This is a genomic window from Acidimicrobiales bacterium, assembly GCA_036273495.1.
In the GTDB taxonomy this organism is placed as follows: domain Bacteria; phylum Actinomycetota; class Acidimicrobiia; order Acidimicrobiales; family JAJPHE01; genus DASSEU01.
The window spans coordinates 1-18,855 of the sequence record DASUHN010000139.1 but is presented as its reverse complement, the minus strand read 5'-3'; the positions used below and the strand labels follow the sequence as shown (position 1 = coordinate 18,855).

The 18,855-nt window shown below is 69.6% G+C and carries 20 protein-coding genes; 11 read left to right on the top strand and 9 right to left on the bottom strand.

Annotated elements, in window-relative coordinates; all coding sequences use genetic code 11:
- Window positions 1–212: 212 nt before the first annotated feature.
- The 4 genes from narI to VFW24_05980 are packed head-to-tail and all read right to left on the bottom strand — an operon-like array spanning window position 213 to window position 6,933.
- Window positions 213–965 carry a respiratory nitrate reductase subunit gamma gene (gene narI, locus VFW24_05995; GenBank protein ID HEX5266306.1) on the bottom strand — a complete coding sequence of 251 codons (753 nt, stop codon included), beginning with the start codon at window positions 963–965 and terminating at the stop codon, window positions 213–215.
- On the bottom strand, window positions 962–1,633 hold the full coding sequence (narJ, locus tag VFW24_05990; GenBank protein ID HEX5266305.1) for a nitrate reductase molybdenum cofactor assembly chaperone: 672 nt from the start codon (window positions 1,631–1,633) through the stop codon (window positions 962–964). The genes narI and narJ overlap by 4 nt, the downstream gene beginning before the upstream one ends.
- Entirely contained in the window at window positions 1,630–3,213 is a 1,584-nt protein-coding gene (gene narH / locus VFW24_05985) for a nitrate reductase subunit beta (GenBank protein ID HEX5266304.1), read from the bottom strand. The genes narJ and narH overlap by 4 nt, the downstream gene beginning before the upstream one ends.
- Window positions 3,214–6,933: a nitrate reductase subunit alpha gene (locus tag VFW24_05980; protein ID HEX5266303.1), complete on the bottom strand. Its 3,720-nt coding sequence runs from the start codon at window positions 6,931–6,933 to the stop codon at window positions 3,214–3,216. It lies immediately after the preceding gene.
- Window positions 6,934–7,093: 160 nt separating this feature from the next.
- On the opposite strand from VFW24_05980, the gene VFW24_05975 reads away from it, so the two are divergent.
- Window positions 7,094–8,158 carry a tellurite resistance/C4-dicarboxylate transporter family protein gene (locus VFW24_05975; GenBank protein ID HEX5266302.1) on the top strand — a complete coding sequence of 355 codons (1,065 nt, stop codon included), beginning with the start codon at window positions 7,094–7,096 and terminating at the stop codon, window positions 8,156–8,158.
- Between the two features lie 9 nt (window positions 8,159–8,167).
- On the opposite strand, the gene VFW24_05970 is transcribed toward VFW24_05975, so the two are convergent.
- Window positions 8,168–8,977, bottom strand: coding sequence for a hypothetical protein (locus VFW24_05970; protein ID HEX5266301.1), 810 nt, complete (start codon window positions 8,975–8,977; stop codon window positions 8,168–8,170).
- 56 nt (window positions 8,978–9,033) lie between these two features.
- On the opposite strand from VFW24_05970, the gene VFW24_05965 reads away from it, so the two are divergent.
- Window positions 9,034–9,423: a GAP family protein gene (locus VFW24_05965; GenBank protein ID HEX5266300.1), complete on the top strand. Its 390-nt coding sequence runs from the start codon at window positions 9,034–9,036 to the stop codon at window positions 9,421–9,423.
- A gap of 773 nt (window positions 9,424–10,196) precedes the next feature.
- Here VFW24_05965 and VFW24_05960 read toward each other — a convergent pair.
- Together VFW24_05960 and VFW24_05955 are read right to left on the bottom strand one after the other, a co-directional pair.
- Window positions 10,197–10,424, bottom strand: coding sequence for a hypothetical protein (locus tag VFW24_05960; GenBank protein ID HEX5266299.1), 228 nt, complete (start codon window positions 10,422–10,424; stop codon window positions 10,197–10,199).
- Between the two features lie 69 nt (window positions 10,425–10,493).
- Entirely contained in the window at window positions 10,494–10,802 is a 309-nt protein-coding gene (locus tag VFW24_05955) for an AbrB/MazE/SpoVT family DNA-binding domain-containing protein (GenBank protein HEX5266298.1), read from the bottom strand.
- Between the two features lie 177 nt (window positions 10,803–10,979).
- Here VFW24_05955 and VFW24_05950 point away from each other — a divergent pair, with 177 nt between their 5' ends.
- A complete protein-coding gene (locus VFW24_05950; protein ID HEX5266297.1) occupies window positions 10,980–11,402 on the top strand; it encodes a hypothetical protein in 423 nt (140 codons plus the stop codon).
- Window positions 11,399–11,749, top strand: a complete 351-nt coding sequence (locus VFW24_05945) for a DUF5615 family PIN-like protein (protein HEX5266296.1) — start codon at window positions 11,399–11,401, stop codon at window positions 11,747–11,749. Before VFW24_05950 ends, VFW24_05945 begins: the two co-directional genes overlap by 4 nt.
- Here the strand turns inward: VFW24_05945 and VFW24_05940 are convergent.
- Window positions 11,742–11,894 carry an excisionase family DNA-binding protein gene (locus VFW24_05940; protein ID HEX5266295.1) on the bottom strand — a complete coding sequence of 51 codons (153 nt, stop codon included), beginning with the start codon at window positions 11,892–11,894 and terminating at the stop codon, window positions 11,742–11,744. The genes VFW24_05945 and VFW24_05940 overlap by 8 nt on opposite strands.
- 986 nt (window positions 11,895–12,880) lie before the next feature.
- On the opposite strand from VFW24_05940, the gene VFW24_05935 reads away from it, so the two are divergent.
- The 7 genes from VFW24_05935 to VFW24_05905 all read left to right on the top strand — a co-directional run bounded on the left by VFW24_05935 (window position 12,881) and on the right by VFW24_05905 (window position 18,414).
- A complete protein-coding gene (locus tag VFW24_05935) occupies window positions 12,881–13,276 on the top strand; it encodes an STAS domain-containing protein (protein HEX5266294.1) in 396 nt (131 codons plus the stop codon).
- 249 nt (window positions 13,277–13,525) lie between these two features.
- Window positions 13,526–13,780, top strand: coding sequence for a hypothetical protein (locus VFW24_05930; protein ID HEX5266293.1), 255 nt, complete (start codon window positions 13,526–13,528; stop codon window positions 13,778–13,780).
- Between the two features lie 108 nt (window positions 13,781–13,888).
- Window positions 13,889–14,062, top strand: a complete 174-nt coding sequence (locus tag VFW24_05925) for a CsbD family protein (GenBank protein ID HEX5266292.1) — start codon at window positions 13,889–13,891, stop codon at window positions 14,060–14,062.
- Between the two features lie 318 nt (window positions 14,063–14,380).
- On the top strand, window positions 14,381–15,592 hold the full coding sequence (locus tag VFW24_05920) for an iron-containing redox enzyme family protein (protein ID HEX5266291.1): 1,212 nt from the start codon (window positions 14,381–14,383) through the stop codon (window positions 15,590–15,592).
- Complete coding sequence (locus tag VFW24_05915) at window positions 15,583–16,437, top strand: divalent metal cation transporter (GenBank protein HEX5266290.1); 855 nt, start codon at window positions 15,583–15,585, stop codon at window positions 16,435–16,437. The genes VFW24_05920 and VFW24_05915 overlap by 10 nt, the downstream gene beginning before the upstream one ends.
- Window positions 16,434–16,976, top strand: coding sequence for a divalent metal cation transporter (locus VFW24_05910; protein ID HEX5266289.1), 543 nt, complete (start codon window positions 16,434–16,436; stop codon window positions 16,974–16,976). The genes VFW24_05915 and VFW24_05910 overlap by 4 nt, the downstream gene beginning before the upstream one ends.
- A gap of 124 nt (window positions 16,977–17,100) precedes the next feature.
- Complete coding sequence (locus tag VFW24_05905; protein HEX5266288.1) at window positions 17,101–18,414, top strand: alkaline phosphatase family protein; 1,314 nt, start codon at window positions 17,101–17,103, stop codon at window positions 18,412–18,414.
- Here VFW24_05905 and VFW24_05900 read toward each other — a convergent pair.
- On the bottom strand, window positions 18,341–18,855 hold a 515-nt coding region (locus VFW24_05900), incomplete at its 5' end, for a GAF and ANTAR domain-containing protein (protein HEX5266287.1). The genes VFW24_05905 and VFW24_05900 overlap by 74 nt on opposite strands.

Sequence of the window (18,855 nt, the reverse complement as noted above, 5' to 3'; positions counted from 1 at the left end):
GGACTCTCACCCGCTGGGTTGGTCCAGCTTGCAGGACGCAACATGCGGTAAGTCTACCACCAGATAGAAGAAATCGGGTGACCCGGATGCCGCCTCGTGCAACAAGCCGAGCCCGTCGACGTCGGCGGGGCTGTCGACGTCGGAGAGAGCCCTCGGGTCCAGCCCGCCCGGCCACCCCGCCTCGCCAACGAGCCGCACCCCGGAAAGGGCCTTCAGTAGCGCACCCCGATGCGCCGCCACCGCCGGCCGCTGGTGCCGGGCTCGTGGGGGCGGTCGGCCACCCGGGAGCGGTAGACGACGTAGGGTCGCCACAGGTACCAGACCGGGTAGCTCCAGGCGTGCACCAGCCGGCTGAACGGCCACACCGCCAGCACGGCCCACGCCGCCGCGGCGTGGACCTGGAACAGGAACGGAGCGTCGGTGATCGCCTTGACGTCGGGGTTGCCCGCGAAGAGACCGCGGAACCACAGCGACACGCTTTGGCGGTAGTCGTAGTGAGAGCCCAGCAGACCGACGCCGAGCGTCTCCCCGATGCCGAGGACGATCACGATGGCCAACAGGATGAGGGCCACCCAGTCGACTGGTGAGGTGGTGGCCCGGACCCGGGCGACGAAGAGCCGGCGCGCCGCCAGCACGCCCACCCCGAAGATCACCAGCACGGCCGCCACGGTGCCGGCCCAGGCCGAGAACTGGCGGTAGATGTGCTCGGGGATGCCGATGGAGCTGGTGAACGACTCGGGCACCAGGATGCCGATGACGTGACCCCCGATGGCGGCGAAGGTCCCGTAGTGGAAGATCGGGCTGCCCCACTTGAGGAGGCGCCGCTCCTGGAGCTGGGTGGAGCGGCTGGTCCAGCCGAACTGGTCGTAGCGGTAGCGCCAGATGTGTCCGATCACGAAGGTGACCAGGGCGGCGTAGGGCAGGATCACCCACCAGAACAGGTCCCAGCCCGACACGCCGCTCATCGCGCCGGCTCCCGGGGACGGAGCTGGACCGGCACCGGTGCCGGTCCCGCCAATGACGGGGCCACCAGCTCGGGGGGACCGAACGGCTCCAGCCCGACCGACTCGGTCGGGGGCCCCGAGGCCCGCAGCAGGGCCAGCGCAGCCCGCTGAGCGCGGGAGGCGGGGCCCATGGTGTCGACGACCGCCGCCATCGCCCCCGCGAATCCGCTGCCCGCCTCCTCCAGGCCGGTCCGCAGCAACTCGATCGACGGCCGCTGTGCGGCCACGATGGCGACGCCGACCTTGGAGACGGCCGCCAACTCGAGGAGGGCGGGGAGGTGATCGGGCAGCTCCCCGGGGGCCAGGACCAACCCGGCCTCCCGGTAGGCGCCGGCCAGGTCGGCCAGGGCGAGGCCCCGCTCCCGGGTGTCTCCGTGGGTGTGATACGTGAGATGCAGGGCGTGCCGGCGCCCGAGATCGAAGGTGTCGACGTAGACGCTGGCGACCTCGGCCGGCGCCAGGGAGGTCAACCAGCTCCGCGTCGCCGTCAGGTGGGTCCGCGCCGCGCCCGGCGGCAGCTCGTCAACCGCCCGGCCCACGGCGGCCAGGTCGCCAGGAAAGTCAGGGCCCGGGTAGGAAAGCAGCACCGAGGCGCAACCGAAGACCCGGGCGGCGGCTGAGCCCCTCACCCCTCGGCCCCGGGCCGGGAGACGGGGGCGCTGTCCGAGACTCGGAGGTGCAGCCGGCCCCGATTGTCCCGGCCGGTCGTGGGCCCGGCGTCGTCGGTACCGGGGTGGAATCCGGGATACGGCCCGCCGGCCTCGTCCAGCGAGCAGCCCGACAGCGAGTGCTGGGCCAAGAGGGCCCCGGCCTGCTCGGCGTGGGCCGGCGGCACCACGTACCGGTCTTCGTAGCGGGCGATGGCCAACAGGCGGAACAGGTCGTCCACATCGACAGCGCTCATGCCGACCGCGCCTGGGTCCACGCCCACCTCCTCCCGGCCGAGCTGGTGGGCACGCATGGCGGCGCGGACCGTGGCCAGGCGGCGCAGGGCGTCACGCACCGGGCCGATCTCACCGGCGGTGAACAGATTGGCCAGGTACTCGACGGGGATTCGCAGGGCGTCGATCGTGGCGAACACGGCGTCGGGATCGGTGTCGTCGTAGCCGGCCGCCGCGGTCACGTCGGCCACCGGGGAAAGCGGCGGGATGTACCAGACCATCGGCATGGTCCGGAACTCCGGATGCAGGGGAAGGGCCACCCGGTGGCGAGCGATGAGGGCGTAGGCGGGTGAGCGCCGCGCCGCCCCCACCCAGTCGGCGGGGATCCCGGCCGCTTCGGCGGCTGCGGCCACCTCGGGGTCGTCGGGGTCGAGAAACACCGACAGCTGGGCCTCGTAGAGGTCTTGTGGGTCCCGGGTAGCGGCCGCGGCGGCTACCCGGTCGGCGTCGTAGAGCACCAGGCCGAGGTAGCGCAACCGGCCCACGCAGGTCTCCGAGCAGATGGTGGGAAGCCCGGCTTCGATGCGGGGGAAGCACAGCGTGCACTTCTCCGCCTTGCCTGTCTTGTGGTTGAAGTACACCTTCTTGTAGGGACAACCCGACACACAGAACCGCCAGCCCCGGCAGCGGTCCTGGTCGACCAGCACGATGCCGTCCTCGGCCCGCTTGTACATGGCGCCCGACGGGCAGGAGGCCACACACGAGGGGTTGAGGCAGTGCTCGCAGATGCGCGGCAGGTAGAACATGAACACCGACTCGAAGTCCAGGCGCACCTGCTCGGACATGGCCACGATGTTCGGATCCGTCAGCGCCCGGGCGGGTGCCCCGGCCAGGTCGTCCTCCCAGTTGGTCCCCCAGGTCGGGTTCATCTCCCGTCCGGTGAGGGCCGAGCGGGCCGACACCGACGGCGCCTTGGTGCCGGCGGGGGCGGTGATCAGGCGGGCGTAGTCGTAGGTGAACGGGTCGTGGAAGTCGGCGATGGTGGGCAGGTCGGGGTTGTAGAAGATGGTCGCCAGCTTGCGCAGGCGACCCCCGGCCTTGAGGCGTAGCCGCCCCTTCCGATCCAGGGTCCAGCCCCCCTTCCAGCGCTCCTGGTCCTCGTAGTAGCTGGGGTAGCCGACTCCGGGCTTCGTCTCGACGTTGTTGAAGTACACGTACTCGGTCCCGGGCCGGTTGGTCCAGGTCTGCTTGCACGTCACCGTGCAGGTGTGACAGCCGATGCACTTGTCGAGGTTCATGACCATGCACATCTGGGCCATCACCCTCATCTAGAACTCCACCTCCTGGGCGCGGCGGCGGATGACAACCAGCTCGTCTCGCTGGGAGCCGGTGGGCCCGTAGTAGTTGAACCCGTACGAGAGCTGGGCGTAGCCGCCGATCAAGTGCGTAGGCTTCATCACCACCCGCGTGACGGAGTTGTCCGTCCCGCCGTGCAGGCCGGACATCTCCGAGATTGGCATCTGGAGGTGGCGGTCGATGGCGTGGTACATGAGGACGGTGCCGGGCGGGATGCGGTGGCTCACCGCGGCGCGGGCCACGGTGACACCGTTGCGGTTGTAGGCCTCGATCCAGTCGTTGTCGCCAACCCCGATCCGCCCCGCGTCAGTGTCGTTGACCCAGATGACCGGTCCACCCCGGAACAGGTTGAGCATGTGCGGGTTGTCCTGGTACTCGGAGTGGATAGACCACTTGGAGTGAGGGGTGAGGTAGCGGGCCACCAGCTGTGCCGGGCCCAGGTCGTCGCGGCGCGGATTCCCGAAGCTTCCCAGCAGGTCCAGCGACGGCCGGTAGACGGGCAGCATCTCGCCCACCTCGGCCATCCAGGCGTGGTCGAGGAGGAAGTGCTGGCGGCCGGTGAGGGTGTGCCAGGGCTTGAGCCGGTCCACGTTGACGGTGAAGGGGGCGTAGCGGCGGGACTCGGACTCGGCCCCCGACCACTCCGGTGAGGCGATGACCGAGCGGGGCTGGGTGACCGTGTCGGCGAAGGTGATGCGGTCCCCGGCCCGCTCGTGGGCCAGGTCGGCGAGCTCGACGCCCGTTTGCCGCTCCAGGGCCTCGAAACCGGCTACGGCCAAGCGGCCGTTGGTGGTTCCCGACATCGCCAGGATGGCCTCACAGAACAGGTCGTCACGGTCCAGTCGGGGCCGCCCGTCGGCCACGCCGCCCCGGACCACCCCGTTGCGGGAGCGCAGGTAGCCGACCTCGTCGCCTACGGGCATGCGAACGCCCTTGGTGGTGGCACCCAGTTCATCGACGAGGGGGCCGAGGGCGCCCCAGCGCTCGGCCAGGCGCGGGTAGTCCCGCTCGACGACGGTCAGGCGGGGCATTGTCCGCCCCGGTACCGCCTCGCACTCCCCCGCCGCCCAGTCCAGAGCCCGGCCGCCGGGCTGGGCGCACTCGTCGGGGGTGTCGTGTCCCAGTGCCACCGCCACCACGTCCCGGCGCACCCCAAGGCGTCCCTCGGCCAGGTGGGAGAATTCCTGGGCCAGGGACGCGAAGTAGTCGAAGTCGGTTCGCGCCTCCCAGGGCGGCGGGATGGCGGGGTTGAAGCTGTGTACGAACGGGTGCATGTCCGTGGAGGACAGGTCGTGCTTCTCGTACCAGGTGGCCGCCGGCAGCACCACATCGGCGTAGATGGCCGTCGAGGTCATCCGGAAGTCGATGGCCACGAGCAGGTCGAGCTTCCCCTCCGGCGCCGGGTCCCGCCACGTGAGGTCGCTGGGGCGGGCGTCGGGCGGGGACTCGTCGGCGGCCACCGCGTTGTCGGCGCCGAGTAGGTGGCGCAGGAAGTACTCGTGGCCCTTGCCGGAAGACCCCAACAGGTTGGAGCGCCACACGGTGAGCACCCGGGGAAAGTTGGCCCGATTGTCGGGGTCGGCCGCGGCCCAACCGAGACGGCCGGCCCTGAGCTCGTCGACGATGTGGTCGGCCGGCTCCTTTCCCGCCGCCTCCGCCTCGTCGGCCAGATCCAGTGGGTTGCGGTCGAAGGCCGGGTGCGACGGCAGCCAGCCGAGGCGCGCCGCGTAGGCGTTCAGGTCAGCGACGCTCTGGCCCGCGAATCGGCCTTCTCCCAGTGGACTGGAGAGGGCGTCGGCCCGGCGCCCCTCGTAGCGCCACTGGTCGCTGGCCAGGTACCAGAACGGAGTGGCCGGCTGGTGGCGGGCCGGTCGGGCCCAGTCGTAGGCGAAGGCCAGGGTGAACCACCCGGTGAGCGGACGCACCTTCTCCTGGCCCACGTAGTGCGCCCAGCCCCCGCCGTTCACCCCCTCGCAGCCGCACAGCATCAGCAGCGACAGGAAGGTCCGGTAGGTCTGGTCGGAGTGGTACCAGTGGTTGGTGCCCGCCCCCATGGCGATCATCGACCGACCCCCGGACACCTCGGCGTTGCGGGCGAACTCCCGGGCCACCCGGGCCGCGGCGGCCGCCGGCACCGAGGTGATGCGCTCCTGCCAGGCGGGCGTGCCGGGCACCGACGCGTCGCCATAGTCGTTGGGCCAGTCCCCGGGCAGGCCGGGGCGGCCCACCCCGTACTGGGCCATCACCAGGTCGAATACCGTCGTGACGAGGCGCCCGCCGACGCGCAGGGCGGGAACGCCCCGGCGGATGACCGAGCCGCCTTCCCCACCGCCCACGTCGAAGCGAGGCAGGTCCACCGCCACCGCCTCGGCCCCGGGCCGGCCGTGCAGGCTCAGGGCGGGCTTGATGCCGTCCAAGCGCAGGTTCCAGCGGCCCTGGCCCGACTCCGTCCAGCGGAACCCGATCGAGCCGTTGGGCACCGCCGGCTCCCCGCTCTCCTCGTCGAGCACAACGGTCTTCCACTCGGCCCCCTCGCCCGGGTCACCCAGGTCGGCGGCCGTGAGGAAATGGTCGGCCACGAAGGCTTCGCCTCGCTCCCGCAGCGACACCAGGAACGGCAGGTCGGTATAGCTGCTGGCGTACTCGACGAAGCGCGGCACCTGGCGGTCCCGGTAGAACTCGGACAGCACCACGTGGCCCATGGCCATGGCCAGCGCCCCGTCGGTGCCGGGGTTGGCGGCCAGCCAGTCGTCGGCGAACTTGGTGTGGTCGGAGTAGTCGGGGGAGACCACCACCACTTTCTGGCCCCGGTAGCGGGCCTCGGTCATGAAATGCGCATCGGGGGTGCGGGTGATCGGCAGGTTGGTGCCCCAGATGATCAGATACGACGAATTCCACCAGTCGGCAGACTCCGGCACGTCGGTCTGGTCTCCGAACACCTGGGGTGACGCCGGGGGCAGGTCCGCGTACCAGTCGTAGAAGGACAGGATCGTCCCCCCGAGCAGCGAGTAGAAGCGCGTGCCCGCCGCGTAGGAGGCCATCGACATGGCCGGGATCACCGTGAAGGCGGCAATGCGGTCCGGCCCGTAAGCGGCCGTGGTGTGCACGTGGGCGGCGGCCACCAGTTCGAGGACCTCCGACCACGCCGCCCGCACGAACCCGCCCCGGCCCCGCGCCCGCTTGTAACGGGCAGCCCGCTCCGGATCCGAGGTGATCGCAGCCCATGCCGCAACGGGGTCACCCTCACTGGCCGCCTTGGCCGCCCGGAACTCGTCCAAGAGCGCCCCTCGGACGTAGGGATACCGCACCCGGGCCGGCGAGTACGTGTACCAGGAGAACGAAGCCCCGCGGGGACAGCCCCGCGGCTCGTACTCCGGGGAGTCGGGCCCGACGGAGGGGTAGTCGACGGCCTGGGTCTCCCAGGTGATGATCCCGTCCTTGACGAAGACCCGCCACGAGCAGGAGCCGGTGCAGTTCACACCGTGGGTCGAGCGCACGACCTTGTCGTGGCGCCAGCGCTCCCGGTAGAACTCCTCGGCCTGGCGCCCGCCCCGGCGGTGGACCTCACGGGCGTCGGGGGACTCCTCCCCCCGCTGGAGGTAGCGCGCCGCCCGGACCAGGCCACCGCCCACCACGACCTCACCGGCTACGGGGGGGCTTGCTACGCCGTCACTGCGGTCCGACAAAGCCATCCCCGGAAGCCCTCCACGCCGTCTCGGAAGATCCTCCGCTGCCGCCGGAGGCGAGCCCCGCCGAAGCTAACACCGGCCGTGGCGACTGCTAGGTGCGTCCCGACGGCTCCACCACATCCGCCGGTCTCCCGGCCTCGGGGACCGGCCCTAACGTGTCCGCGTGCGGGCCTGGATCGAGGAGCTGGACCCCGGCTACTTCGCCCTGGTCATGGCCAGCGGCATCATCTCGGTCGGCGCCGACCTGGCGGGGCGGCCGGTGCTGTCCCGGATCGCCCTCGGCGTCACGGGTGCCGGCTTTGTGGTGCTCCTGGCGGCCTACGCCGCCCGCCTGGTTCTCTATCCGGGGAGGGTGCGGGCCAGCCTCAAGGTGCCCGGGACCGCCATGGGCTACTTCACCCTCGTGGCCGGCGCCGACGTGGCCGCCGTGCGCGTCCTCATGGCCGGTCACTCCGCAGTTGCCCTCGGGCTGGCGGCAGGCGCCGGCGTGGCGTGGCTCGCCCTCACCTACGGGCTGCCCTGGTCGGTGGTGGTCTCGGCTCGCCATCCGGTCCTCGCGGAGATCAACGGGACCTGGCTGATCTGGGTCGTCGCCACCCAGTCGCTCTCTGTCGTCGCTTCGGCGCTCACGGCCAACGACCCGTGGCCCGCGCTAGAACCGGCGCTGGGCCCGGTGGCCGTCGTGTTCTGGGGCGTGGGTGTGATGCTCTACCTGGTCCTCATCGCCATCATCTTCCTGCGCCTGCTGCTCGTGGAGGTCACGGCGGCCGAGATGGGGCCCGCCTACTGGATCGCCATGGGGGCCACCGCCATCAGCGTGAGGGCGGCGGCCGGGATCCTCGCCATGCACGACCGAGCCGGGGCGGCGCTCGAGCACGGGCTGCGTCCCTTCGTGCTCGGCCTGTCGGTCGTGTTGTGGTCGTTCGGGACCTGGTGGATCCCGCTCCTCGTCCTCTTCGGGGTGTGGCGCCACGGTCTGCGCCGCTACCCCCTCGCCTACGAGCCTCGCCTGTGGAGCGTGGTGTTCCCCCTGGGCATGTACACCGTCGCCTCCTACACCCTGGGCCACGCCGGGCCCGGCCTCGGATTCATGGCCAGCATCGCCCGGGTGTGGGTGTGGGTGGGGACGGCCGCCTGGGCGGGCGTGCTGGGCCTGATGGCCGCCCACCACCTCGAGTCCGGATCGCAGCGCCGACGCCCTACGGGACCGGCGGCCGGGACTGCCTGACGGCGGCACTCACAGCAGCTCGGCCAGCGGGAAGCTGCGATGGGCGCGCGGCGGCAGGCAGTAGTTCTGCCGGTGGGTGTTGACGAGGAAGTGGGTGAATCCCACGTTCTCGTCAGGCAGGTCGTGGGCCGGCGCCAGGTCGGGGCTGTCCATCTCCGTGCGCATGAGGTGGAAGTGCTGGGCGGAGGGCCCCATGCCGATGAAGTGCACGCCGGCCCGAGGCACAGTGCTCACCGGCCCGTCGAGCCAGAACTCGAAGGGGTTGTCGGTCGTGTCGAAGTCCTGGCGCAAGAAGAAGGTGGTGCCCCGGGGGATGATCTGTCCATAGGCGGTGGTGGTGTCGGCCTCGACCCGGGAGAGCAACTGCATCTGTTCGTTGTGCCCGACCAGCCCGTAGCGCTCCACGTCGGCGTCGCGCTCGGCCCGGAAGGTGGAGGTGGCCGGGCACTGGTCGGGGGAAAGCACCTCCTCGGGGTCGTCGCGACGAGGGTTGAACATGCGCTGGAGCCGGTCGCGATGGCCCAGCGCGTACCAGCGCTCGAGCTCGATGGCGATGTGGGACACGTGCATGTTCGCCCCGCCCGCCATGTACGACTCGGGGACGGCGTCGGTCCAACCGGGCAGCGTCTCGTAGCTGGCCAGGTTCCCGGCCGCCAGCCCGTGGACGTGGCTCGAGGTGAAGCCCATGAACAACATGGCGCCCTCGGGGATCCTCTCTGCCCCGGGGATGCCGAGCGCCATACCCAGCCGCCGGGGCATGCCCCGCCCGGCGAAGCCCCGACGGATGGAGGTGACGCTGAGCAGGTCCCCGACGAACACGGCGCCGGCCGGGACCCCGTTGAGGGTCGTCGGAGCCGTCGAGGTTGTGGCCGGCAGTGGCGCTGGCCGCCACGGCTGCGTTCCTCTTGAGAAAGCCACGCCAGCAGGCCGACCTGGTCCCCCGCCAAATGAACCTGCTCGGGGCCTTCGGGCTGGGACTGGTGATGTGGACCCCCTCGATCGCCTACGTCCTCGCTGTAGGGGCCACCGCCGAAGCCGGTTTGGGCCCCGGCGGCCAGGCAGTCAACCTCGTGGTGATCGATGCCGTCATCCTGGTCATGGCCTGGGGACCGCTCCTCGTCTACCGGGCGGCCCCGGAAGCGGCGGGGCGCTGGCTCGGGGCGCTCAACGCCTGGCTGCATGCCCGGGCGCGCCTGCTGGCCGTCGTGGTCGGTGGTGCAGGAGGCACGTACCTCCTGGTACGGGGCTTACTCGACCTCGTCTGAAGGAACCAATCGTCCCCCTTGCCGTCAGCCTCTTCGCGGTTGTCGCCTTGGCGCGTCCCTTCACTGCCCTGCGAATTATCTGCCATTCCATCACCACGGGTCCCTGGCTGCCTTCACGTCGCAGGCGCAGCTCGGACTGCTCCGCCACGCCGACAGTGATGACGGACCCGGGCTGGCCAGCCGCATGCGCCGCCCGGCTCGAGTCAAGCCGATCCCCGAACCTGACTCGATACGACACGAGGGCTGTGAACTCCGCGTGGAGAGCGTCTGGAATGGGCTGGTTCCGCGCCGGGCTGCCATCAGCGCCGCGAACACGACCAGCCCCACGATGCCGCAGACGATGAACTGGTCCTGCCATGCATGGAGATGGCTCAGGGTGTGGCTGGACACCATCGACACGGCGAGGGCACCGATGACAGGGGGTCGCTGAAGACGGTCATGGAGGGCAAGGCCCCCACTCTGTAACGGTCACGCTCTCTCGGCGCCGAGTCGCCGAGTCGCCGAGTCGATGACCAAATCAGAGCCGGTCTCAGCAGGCATGCCCTGGCCAGAACCCGAAACGGCCTCCGACCAGGGGGAACATGCCTCTACCAGGGAGAGGCGGCGCCGGGAATCGAACCCGGGTGCAGGGCTTTGCAGGCCCGGTACAGCGCCGATGGAGTACCTGGTCAGCCGGTAGAACTCTACCTCGGGCTGCGGAGAAGTGAGCGAAAAGTGAGCGACCGAGTGGGCCGCGGTGAGCAGAACCAAGCCCTTGCCTGGACGGCCTCTCCTTACGGCTGGCGGAGGACGTCATGGGTGCCGACCCGGCGCCAGACGATGTGCGGCTCCCGGACCCTGACCGACCCGCCGGATGCGAAAGTGGCCCGGCCATCGGGCGCCCAGGTCATCTCGAAGACGCCTGGCGCGCCCCGCACGCCCTTCACGCGCAGGCCGACGCGGAACCCGCCTCCGGACCGTAGGTCCTCGACGAAGGCTGCGACGGCCGCCAGGAACGCCACCTGCTGCGCGGTATTGAGGCTGTCGAACTCAGACCGGAACCGTGGCAGCCACTCGTAGGTTGGCAAGCGCTAGGACGAGAGGCGTCGACGCGCGGCGGGCTTGGCCGCTCTTTTGAGGGCCTCGAGGAACGCCTCCCCGGACTCGAAGGTCTCGCCCGCGCCGGCGGCCATCTCGGCATCCGCCTCCCGCTCCCCCGCTTGCCACTCCGGGGTCCAGAACCACGCCTGGGTGGCGTCGATCACTTTCTGGGGACGGAGCAGGATCCCGTCGGGCGTTAATTCAGCGTCCAGGAGGTCGCCCTCCTCCAGACGGGCGGCCCTACGGACCTCCTCGGGAAGCGTCAGCTGGCCCTTGGCGCGGAGGGTCGTACGAGCCACGGCATCACACTATACCTATCTACTCCTACTCTCCGATAGTCGGACTCTCGGATGCTCCGACGGTCAGTGGTCCCCGATCAACCGGCCCTCCGCCGAGCATCGGGCTGGCCTCCTGGCGTTCACGGGCTGGGCGCCACCGCGCGACTGGCGTAGTGCGCCTGCGCTACAGTGCGCTACATGGCTCGCCCTACCTCGTTCCGCCTACCCGAAGACCTGCTCGAGCGCCTGGACTCCGAGGCGTCGGCCAGTGGCACGTCGGCCACCGCTCTGGTGGCCGGGCTGCTCGACGAGGGCCTCAAGACCCGCAAGTTCCCGGGCATCGTGTACCGGTCCGGGCCTACCGGCAGGCGGGCCGGGCTGGCCAACGGACCGGACCTCTGGGAGGTTGTCCGTGCTGTCCGCCGGACTCGGGGCAAGGGTGAGCCGCGTCTGCGACAGGTCGCCGAGGATTCTGGGCTCACTATCGATCAGGTCCGGCTGGCGGTGGAGTTCTACACGGCTTTCCCTGATGAGGTCGATGCCCGGATCGCGGCAGACGATGAGGCTGCTCGTCAGGTGCGGGAGGCGATCGAGCGGCGTGAACGGCTCCTGTCTTCTTGAGGTGGCTCCTCGACGAGATGCTTCCTCCCGCCGCGGCTGAAAAGCTTCGCCAGCATGGGCACGACGCCGTGTCCGTCCTCGATGTCGGCATGTCGGCCGTCGAGGACGCCGAGGTCTTCGACCGGGCGGCCACGGAAGGCAGAGTGGTGGTGACCGAGAACTTCGCCGACTTCGCCCGGCTCCTCCAAGAGCGTCAGGGTGCTGGTAAGCCAACGGCCCCGGTGGTGTTCGTGCGTCGGGATGACCTGCCGCCCCGAGGGGCGATGGCCGTCCACCTGGCCCAGCGCCTGCACGCCTGGGCATCCGAACAGCAGGATCCGCCGGCCGGGCTGTACTGGCTCAAGTAGGCCGGCTCAAACCGCTCTCCCGCAGCCACCGGTCGATGTCCCTCGGGTCGAAGCGCACCAGCCGGCCCCATTTCACATAGGGGATCCGGCGCTCGAAGACCACCCGGCGGACGTGGCAGACGTTCACGCCGAGCACATCCGCCATTTCTAGTAGCGGACACATCCCGGGTAGCCCGCCCCGGCAAGGTGGCGCCGGGCCACCAAGGACGCCTCTGAATGGCTGTTTGTCCGACAAAGAAAAGGTGAGTGATATGGGTCTGCTTTGGCTACTAATTGTCGTGTTCCTGGTGTGCCTCGTGGCCGGATACGGGTGGAGGTTCGCGCACAGTCGGCATTGATGATCGCCTGCGGACGGAGGCGGTGCAGTGGGTCCCGAGTCAGCGGTGCCGGATCGTTCCAGCGTTCCCGGAAGACGGCCTCGACATCGCCGCCGGCCGGCCCGCGCTATCGCCGCCTGGATGTCGTGCCAGGGTGGCCGACGGCCGTAGACAGCTGCCATGGGCGCCGGTTGGGGGTCACCGAGGCGTCGGTTATCGTCGCGGCGGCCGTGACACACGTCGCTGCCGCTCACGTAGGCGACGTCCCGATCGGGTCGCCCCAGATGGCGCAAACCGACAAAACTTCTCATGTGAGAGCCGCCAGGCCCGGTCTCGCATATCCAGAAGGCACACCCTCCCGCCGCGGCGGCATGGACGGCGGAGCCAGGCGCCCATACCTCGACTCCCCCGACGACGGACCCGGCCGAGGCCGGCCGGGCCAACCAGGGGCCCGGCGACCGAGGAGAGGATGAGGACACCTCGCTGGTCGATCTCGAGCTGTTGCATCAGCCTCGCCCGTGCAGGTAGCGAGCTCTTCTCGGGGTAAGCGTACCTATCAGGGGGACTCCGGGGGCAGCCTCCGGCGGCAAGCTCGCCGTCCGCCAACCTCCGGAGAGGTCGCTTGCTTGGCATATCGAACGAGGCGCGCCGGTCGGGCGCATTGCTGTTTCGGCGCGTCCGGAGTATCCTCGCTCTTGACGCGGGGGTAACGCCCGTACCGTGTTGACTCTGCCGTTAGCACCGGCACCCTCCGGGAGCGTTGCTCCGGACCCTGGTAGCGCATCAGCTGCGCTTCGACCAGGGAGGTTGCCGAATGGCCATCACGACCCTCACAGAGTCGACGGCTCGCGCCCCCGGCCTCGTCGTGTCCCTGTCCGCAGACGGCACCGCAATCGCAACGGTCGTGGCCCTGCGAGGTGAGGCGGATATCGCCACAGTTCCTGTCCTCAAGGACATGCTCGATCGGTTCATCCGCGATCACGAGGGCACGGTCATCATCGATCTGGCCGACACCCACTTCATCGACACCTCGACTCCGAGCCCTCGGTCAGGCCGGCCAGGCCCTGCGCGAGCGAGGCCGCCAGCTGACAATTCGGGCGCCAACGGGGATGACCGTTCGGATGCTGGAGCTCTTCGGGCAATCCCAACTGATCTTGCGCGGGCCGGGGTGACCCCCAATGACCGCCGCCTGTTGGCCGGGCCGATGTGATGGTGGCCTCTCCATGATCCTCCTCACAACGCCGCGGCTCCAGCGCCTGATCGGCCCCTCGGAGGCGCCTTCCACCACAAACAACCCGGACCCCGCCGAACCCCTCAAGGGCCTGCAGTTTGGATCATCGGCGTCCCAGCAAGGAACCCCCCCGGGCCCTCGGGACCGGACCAAAGAACGGACAGTTCAGTACACCACCCTGGGCGCAGAGCGCGCCCAGTGGACACGGCGGGAAAGAAGGATAGAAACATGGGCATCGTCCCCAGTCTCATAGTGGTGGCCATCGGGGCCATCTTGGACTTCGCCATCACCGTCACGAACTCCCACGGGTTCAACCTGCACACCGTCGGAGTCATCCTGATGATCGTCGGTGGCATCGGCTTCCTGCTGTCGTGCGTGTTCTGGAGCACCTGGGGCGGCTTCCACCGCACGTCGACGTCAATGGGCGGCGGCGCCGTCAGCACTCAGCGCGACACCGTCGTCCGTGAACGCGAGGTCGTGTAACAACCCTGTCATCTCGGTCAGCGCCGACCCAGCCACCGCGGCCTTCGAGCCGGGCGGCGGGGTCGCGCCGCCAACATCCGCCAAACCAACCCTCCCGAGGAGGAACCAATGTCCAACAAGGACAAGGCCAAGAACGAGTCACAGCAGATGAAGGGCAAGGTCAAGGAGGTCGCCGGCCGGGCGACCGGGAACGAGGCCCTCGAACGCAAGGGAAAGCGCGATCAGTCAAGAGCCGACCTCAAGCAGGCCGGCGAGAAGATCAAGGACGCCGTACGCGGGTAAAGCCGGCGGCGCGATCGATGTTGCGGTCTTCCTGTCGTTTAGAAAGCACCACCGCGGCTTGGCCGGGTACTCCGCCCACCACGGTCTTGAAGATGACGGATTGCCGGAGCTCGTCGGGGGGCCAAGGTGGCACCCGGCGGGCTCGTCCGTGGCCCACGGCAACAGCCCCGGGGTTAGCCGGCCATCCACAAGCCCAATCATGCACCCCGAGCCAGCGACAAGACCGGCCAGATGGCCAAGGACGCTGACGACCGACGCCTCGCGTCTGGCCCGGCTCTTGGCCTGCCGGCCCTAACCGAGCTGAGTCGGTTCGCACCCGTGCCCGCCGTCACCGAAGGCGCCACCGGACGCTCCCCGCTTCCTCACGCTTCGGCCCGCGAATGCGAGCCGGGCGGTCTGCGCCCGCCCAAGCCCCGCGGTCCGCTCAGCGAGACGGTGCTATCGGCTATTCAGCAGATCCCTTTCTCTATCCAAGGGCTTCTCCTCTCCCCCGGCCCGACGGCGCCAGAGGCAGCACTCGACGCGCTGGACGACGACGATCTGCAGCTGGCCCTCTATTGCTGCTATGAGCTCCACTACCGCGGGCTCGCTGGCGCTGATGCCGACTGGGAGTGGGACCCGGCGCTCCTTGGTTTCCGGGCCGGGTTGGAGCGGGCCTTCCTGTACCGATTGCGCGACGAGGTACGTCCGGTCGGGCGTGGGGGCCTCGCCGACGTAAGCGGCGCTCTGGTAGAGCTGGTCGCTCGGGCGTCGGGCCCGTCACTGTCCACCTTCCTCATGGAGTCCGGGACGTTGGGCCAGCTCCGCGAGTTCTGCGTACACCGCTCGGCCTATCAGCTCAAGGAGGCCGACCCCCACACCTTTGCCATCCCGAGGCTTGGTGGTGAGGCCAAGGCGGCGATGGTGGAGATCCAAAACGACGAGTACGGCTCGGGCCGCGCCGCCGACATGCACTCGTCGCTCTTCGCCGCCACCATGGCGGCGTTGGGCCTCGATCCCACCTACGGGGCCTACCTCGACCGGCTGCCAGCAGCGACGTTGGCGACGGTCAATTTGGCTTCGATGTTCGGCCTGCACCGGCGCTGGCGGGGGGCGCTGGTCGGCCACCTGGCTGTCTTCGAGATGACCTCGGTCGAACCGATGGGCCGCTATAGCCGGGCCCTGGCCCGCCTCGGTGTAGGTCCGGAAGGGCGCCGGTTCTACGACGTCCACGTGGCCGCGGACGCCCGCCACGGGGTGATCGCCCTCGAGCGGATGGTCGCCGGGCTCGTCGAAGCCGAGCCGGCTCTGGGTGCCGACCTGCTCTTCGGGGCGGCCGCCGTGCTAATGGTCGAAGACCGCTTCGCCCGCCATCTCCTCGACGCATGGTCGGCGGACCGCTCGTCGCTCATCCCCGACCGCCTTGAGTCCGACGGGACGGGCGGCCCGGCAACGGGCGGAGGAGACCTCGCTGCCGACGTGGCCCCTTGCGCGCAATCCTCGTGGGTCCGGGCCGGGGCGGAGCTAGGTATCGCTCGATCATGGCGATAAAGGCAGAGGACAAAGCCGGCTCCGCATCGACCCAGGCCGGTCCGGCGCCCGCGCCCAGGCGGACATCGGAGCTCGACCTCACCAAGGCGGGCACCGGCCCGGTGTGGCGTCAGTACCTACGGGCCATGGGGCCGGGGTTGGTCACCGGGGCATCCGACGACGACCCGTCGGGGATCGCCACCTACTCCCAGGCCGGCGCCCGATACGGCCTGGCCTTTCTGTGGACGGCCTTGCTCACCCTGCCGCTCATGCCCGCGGTCCAGGAGATCTGTGACCGCACCGCCCTCGCCACCGGCTCGGGGCTCGGGGAGCTGGCCGTCAAGCGCTTCCACCGGGCCGGTCGAAGCGTCCTCGCCGTCCTGCTTGTGGCGTTGGTCGTGGCCAACGCCTTGAACATCGCCGCCGACCTGGTCGCCATCGGCTCGGGGATGCAACTGCTCCATGCCGGGCCTACCTGGATCTGGGCCCTCATAGCCGGCGCCCTCATCACCACCCTGCTCGTGCTGGGATCCTTCGCCCGGATCGCCCTCGTCTTCAAGGTGCTGTGCGCTGCGTTGCTCGCCTATCTGGTGGTGGCCGTCCTGGTCACCCACCAATGGGGCAGCGTCCTGGCCCACACCCTGGTCCCCCACATCCAGTTCAGCAAGGCCTATCTGGCGCTGCTAGTGGCCGTGCTCGGCACGACCATCTCGCCGTACCTGTTCTTTGGCAGAGCGCCCACTGGCTCGAGGAAATGCGAGACGAACCCGAGGGCGGCTCCAGAGCGCTCCCCCTCAAGCGCCGGAGCTCGGCTCTGGCCCAACGCAAGCAGCGCACCAGCCGCCTTGACGTCTTCGCCGGCATGACGTTCTCCAACCTCGTCATGTTCGCCATCATGGTCGCCACCGCCCAGACGCTTCACGCCCACAACAAGACCAACATCCAAAGTGCCGCCCAGGCCGCCGAGGCGCTCAAGCCCTTCGCCGGACACTTCGCCAGTGGCCTGTTCGCCCTCGGATTCATCGGAAGTGGGCTCTTGGCCATTCCCGTGCGCGCCGGTGCCGGCTCGGTAGGCGTCGCCGGGCTGCTCGGCAAGCAATGGGGGTTCTCGCGATCGGTCCGCAAGGCCCCCGTGTTCTACGGCCTCGTAGCCCTGGGGACCCTCGGCGGCACGGCGCTCAGCCTGCTGCACGTCAACCCGATCAAACTGCTCATCCTCGTCGCCGTCATCAACGGCGTCGCCGCCGCACCGTTCCTTGTGGTGGTCATGTGGGTCTCCAGCAGTCGCACCCTCATGGGCGACTACGTCAACGGAAAGGTCGCCAAGATCCTGGGGTGGTTCACCACGGCCATGATGGGCATCGCCGCGATCGCCTTGTTCGCCACCGGCGGAGTCAGCCTATGACAGGCGCCCCGCAATGAGCCTCGGGGCGCTGGCGCGCATCGAGGCGGCGCTGGCGGCCCGGCGAGCGCCGGATGATGACCCGTCGTGCCTCCCGTTCTCAGATCGGCCGGCCGGGACGGACTGCTTGCCCGAGGTTCGCCACATCGTGGTCGTGATGATGGAGAATCACTCGTTCGACAACTACTTCGGCGTGCTCGGGCGCGGAGACGGGCTCCCGACCGACGAGCACGGCGCCGTGTCGGCGTCGAATCCGACATCGGGTGGCGTGCCGGTCGCGGCCGCCCATTTGCGCTCCACCACCCAGCCCGTCGGCTCGCCCACCCAGTCATGGGAAGCCACCCACCTCCAGTGGGACGGCGGAGCCAACGCCGGCTTCGCCCGGGCCGTGGAGGCGTATTGCCCGGGCGGCGAGCCGGCAACGGCCATGGGGTACTGGACGGAGGCCGACCTGCCCTTCTACCACGGCCTCGCCCGGGCGTTCCCAGTGGCCGACCGCTGGTTCTCCTCCTGCCTGGGCCCTACCTTTCCCAACCGCCGCTTCCTGCTGTCGGGGACGGCCAACGGCCTGACTTGCGACTCGCTCTCCAAGATCCTCGACTACCCGGCCAACGGGACGGTCTTCGATCTGCTCACCAGCCATCGCATCAGCTGGACCAACTACCACTCGGTGTCTCACGCTGGTCCCATCCTCGGCCGCCTCGGCGGGATGCATGGCCATCGGGCCGGGAGGTACCTGCGCGGCTTGATCGACCGGCTGCGCGCCGAGCCCGGTGACGCCAAGTCGTTCCTGCAGTTCAGCGGCGACGCCTACCCGCTTGGCCTGCTGCGCTACCTGGCCCACCTCCGTTCCGTCGACCGGTTCTGTGCCGACGCCGCCCTGGGCCGACTGCCGGCGCTGAGCATCGTCGACCCCGACTTTCGTGCCAACTCGGAGGAGAACCCCCAGGACATCTGCGCCGGGGAGGTCTTCGCGGCGCGGATCATCAACGCCGCCATGCACGGCGCGGGGTGGATGAGCACCCTGCTGGTCTGGTGCTACGACGAGCACGGCGGTTATTACGACCATGTCCCGCCGCCCGCGGCACCGAAGCCCGACGAAAAGCAGCCCGACGCCGGGGGACGCTGGGGCTTCGATCGCTATGGCTTCCGTGTCCCCGCCGTGGTGGTATCTCCTTATGCCCGCCCCGGGTACGTGTCCCATGTCGAGCGGGACCACACGTCGATATTGAAGCTGATCGAGCGGAAATGGAATCTGCCGCCGATGACCGCACGCGACGCGGCCGCTGACGACCTGCTCGACATGGTTGACTTCAGCGCTCCGGCCGCCTTCCGCGTCCCCCCCGAGCTCCCGCGACCGGCGGCACCTACCCCCTCCCCGGGGATGGGTTCACATGCGGCGGCGGGTCCAGGTCGGCGGCGGCCAGAGCTCCGAAGATGACGTCGTTGGCGACATCCACCAGTCGAAGGTTGTGACTGCGGGCGTAGTTCCGGAGTGTCCCGAAGGCCTGTTCCATGTCGAGGCCCTTCCGCTCTGAAACCATGCCCTTGGCCTGCTCGATGACGATGCGGCTGTTCAGGGCGTGGTTGAGCTGTTCGTTCACGGTCTGGGCCTCGAGCGCGGCGCGATGCTGCAGGACGGCGATCGTGGCGACGTCGGCCAGGGCCTGGGCCACCTCGATATCGGCTTCTCGCATCTCCCCCGGCTCGACATTGAACAGGTTGAGGGCACCGATGACAATGCCACGCAAGCGCAGGGGCAGGGCGTGCGCCGAATGGAAGCCGGCCGCGAGAGCTTCGACCGAGAAGCGGGGCCAGCGGCCGTTGACGGTGGCTAGGTCCTGGTTCACTACCGGCGCCCCCGTCCGGTAGCAGTCGAGGC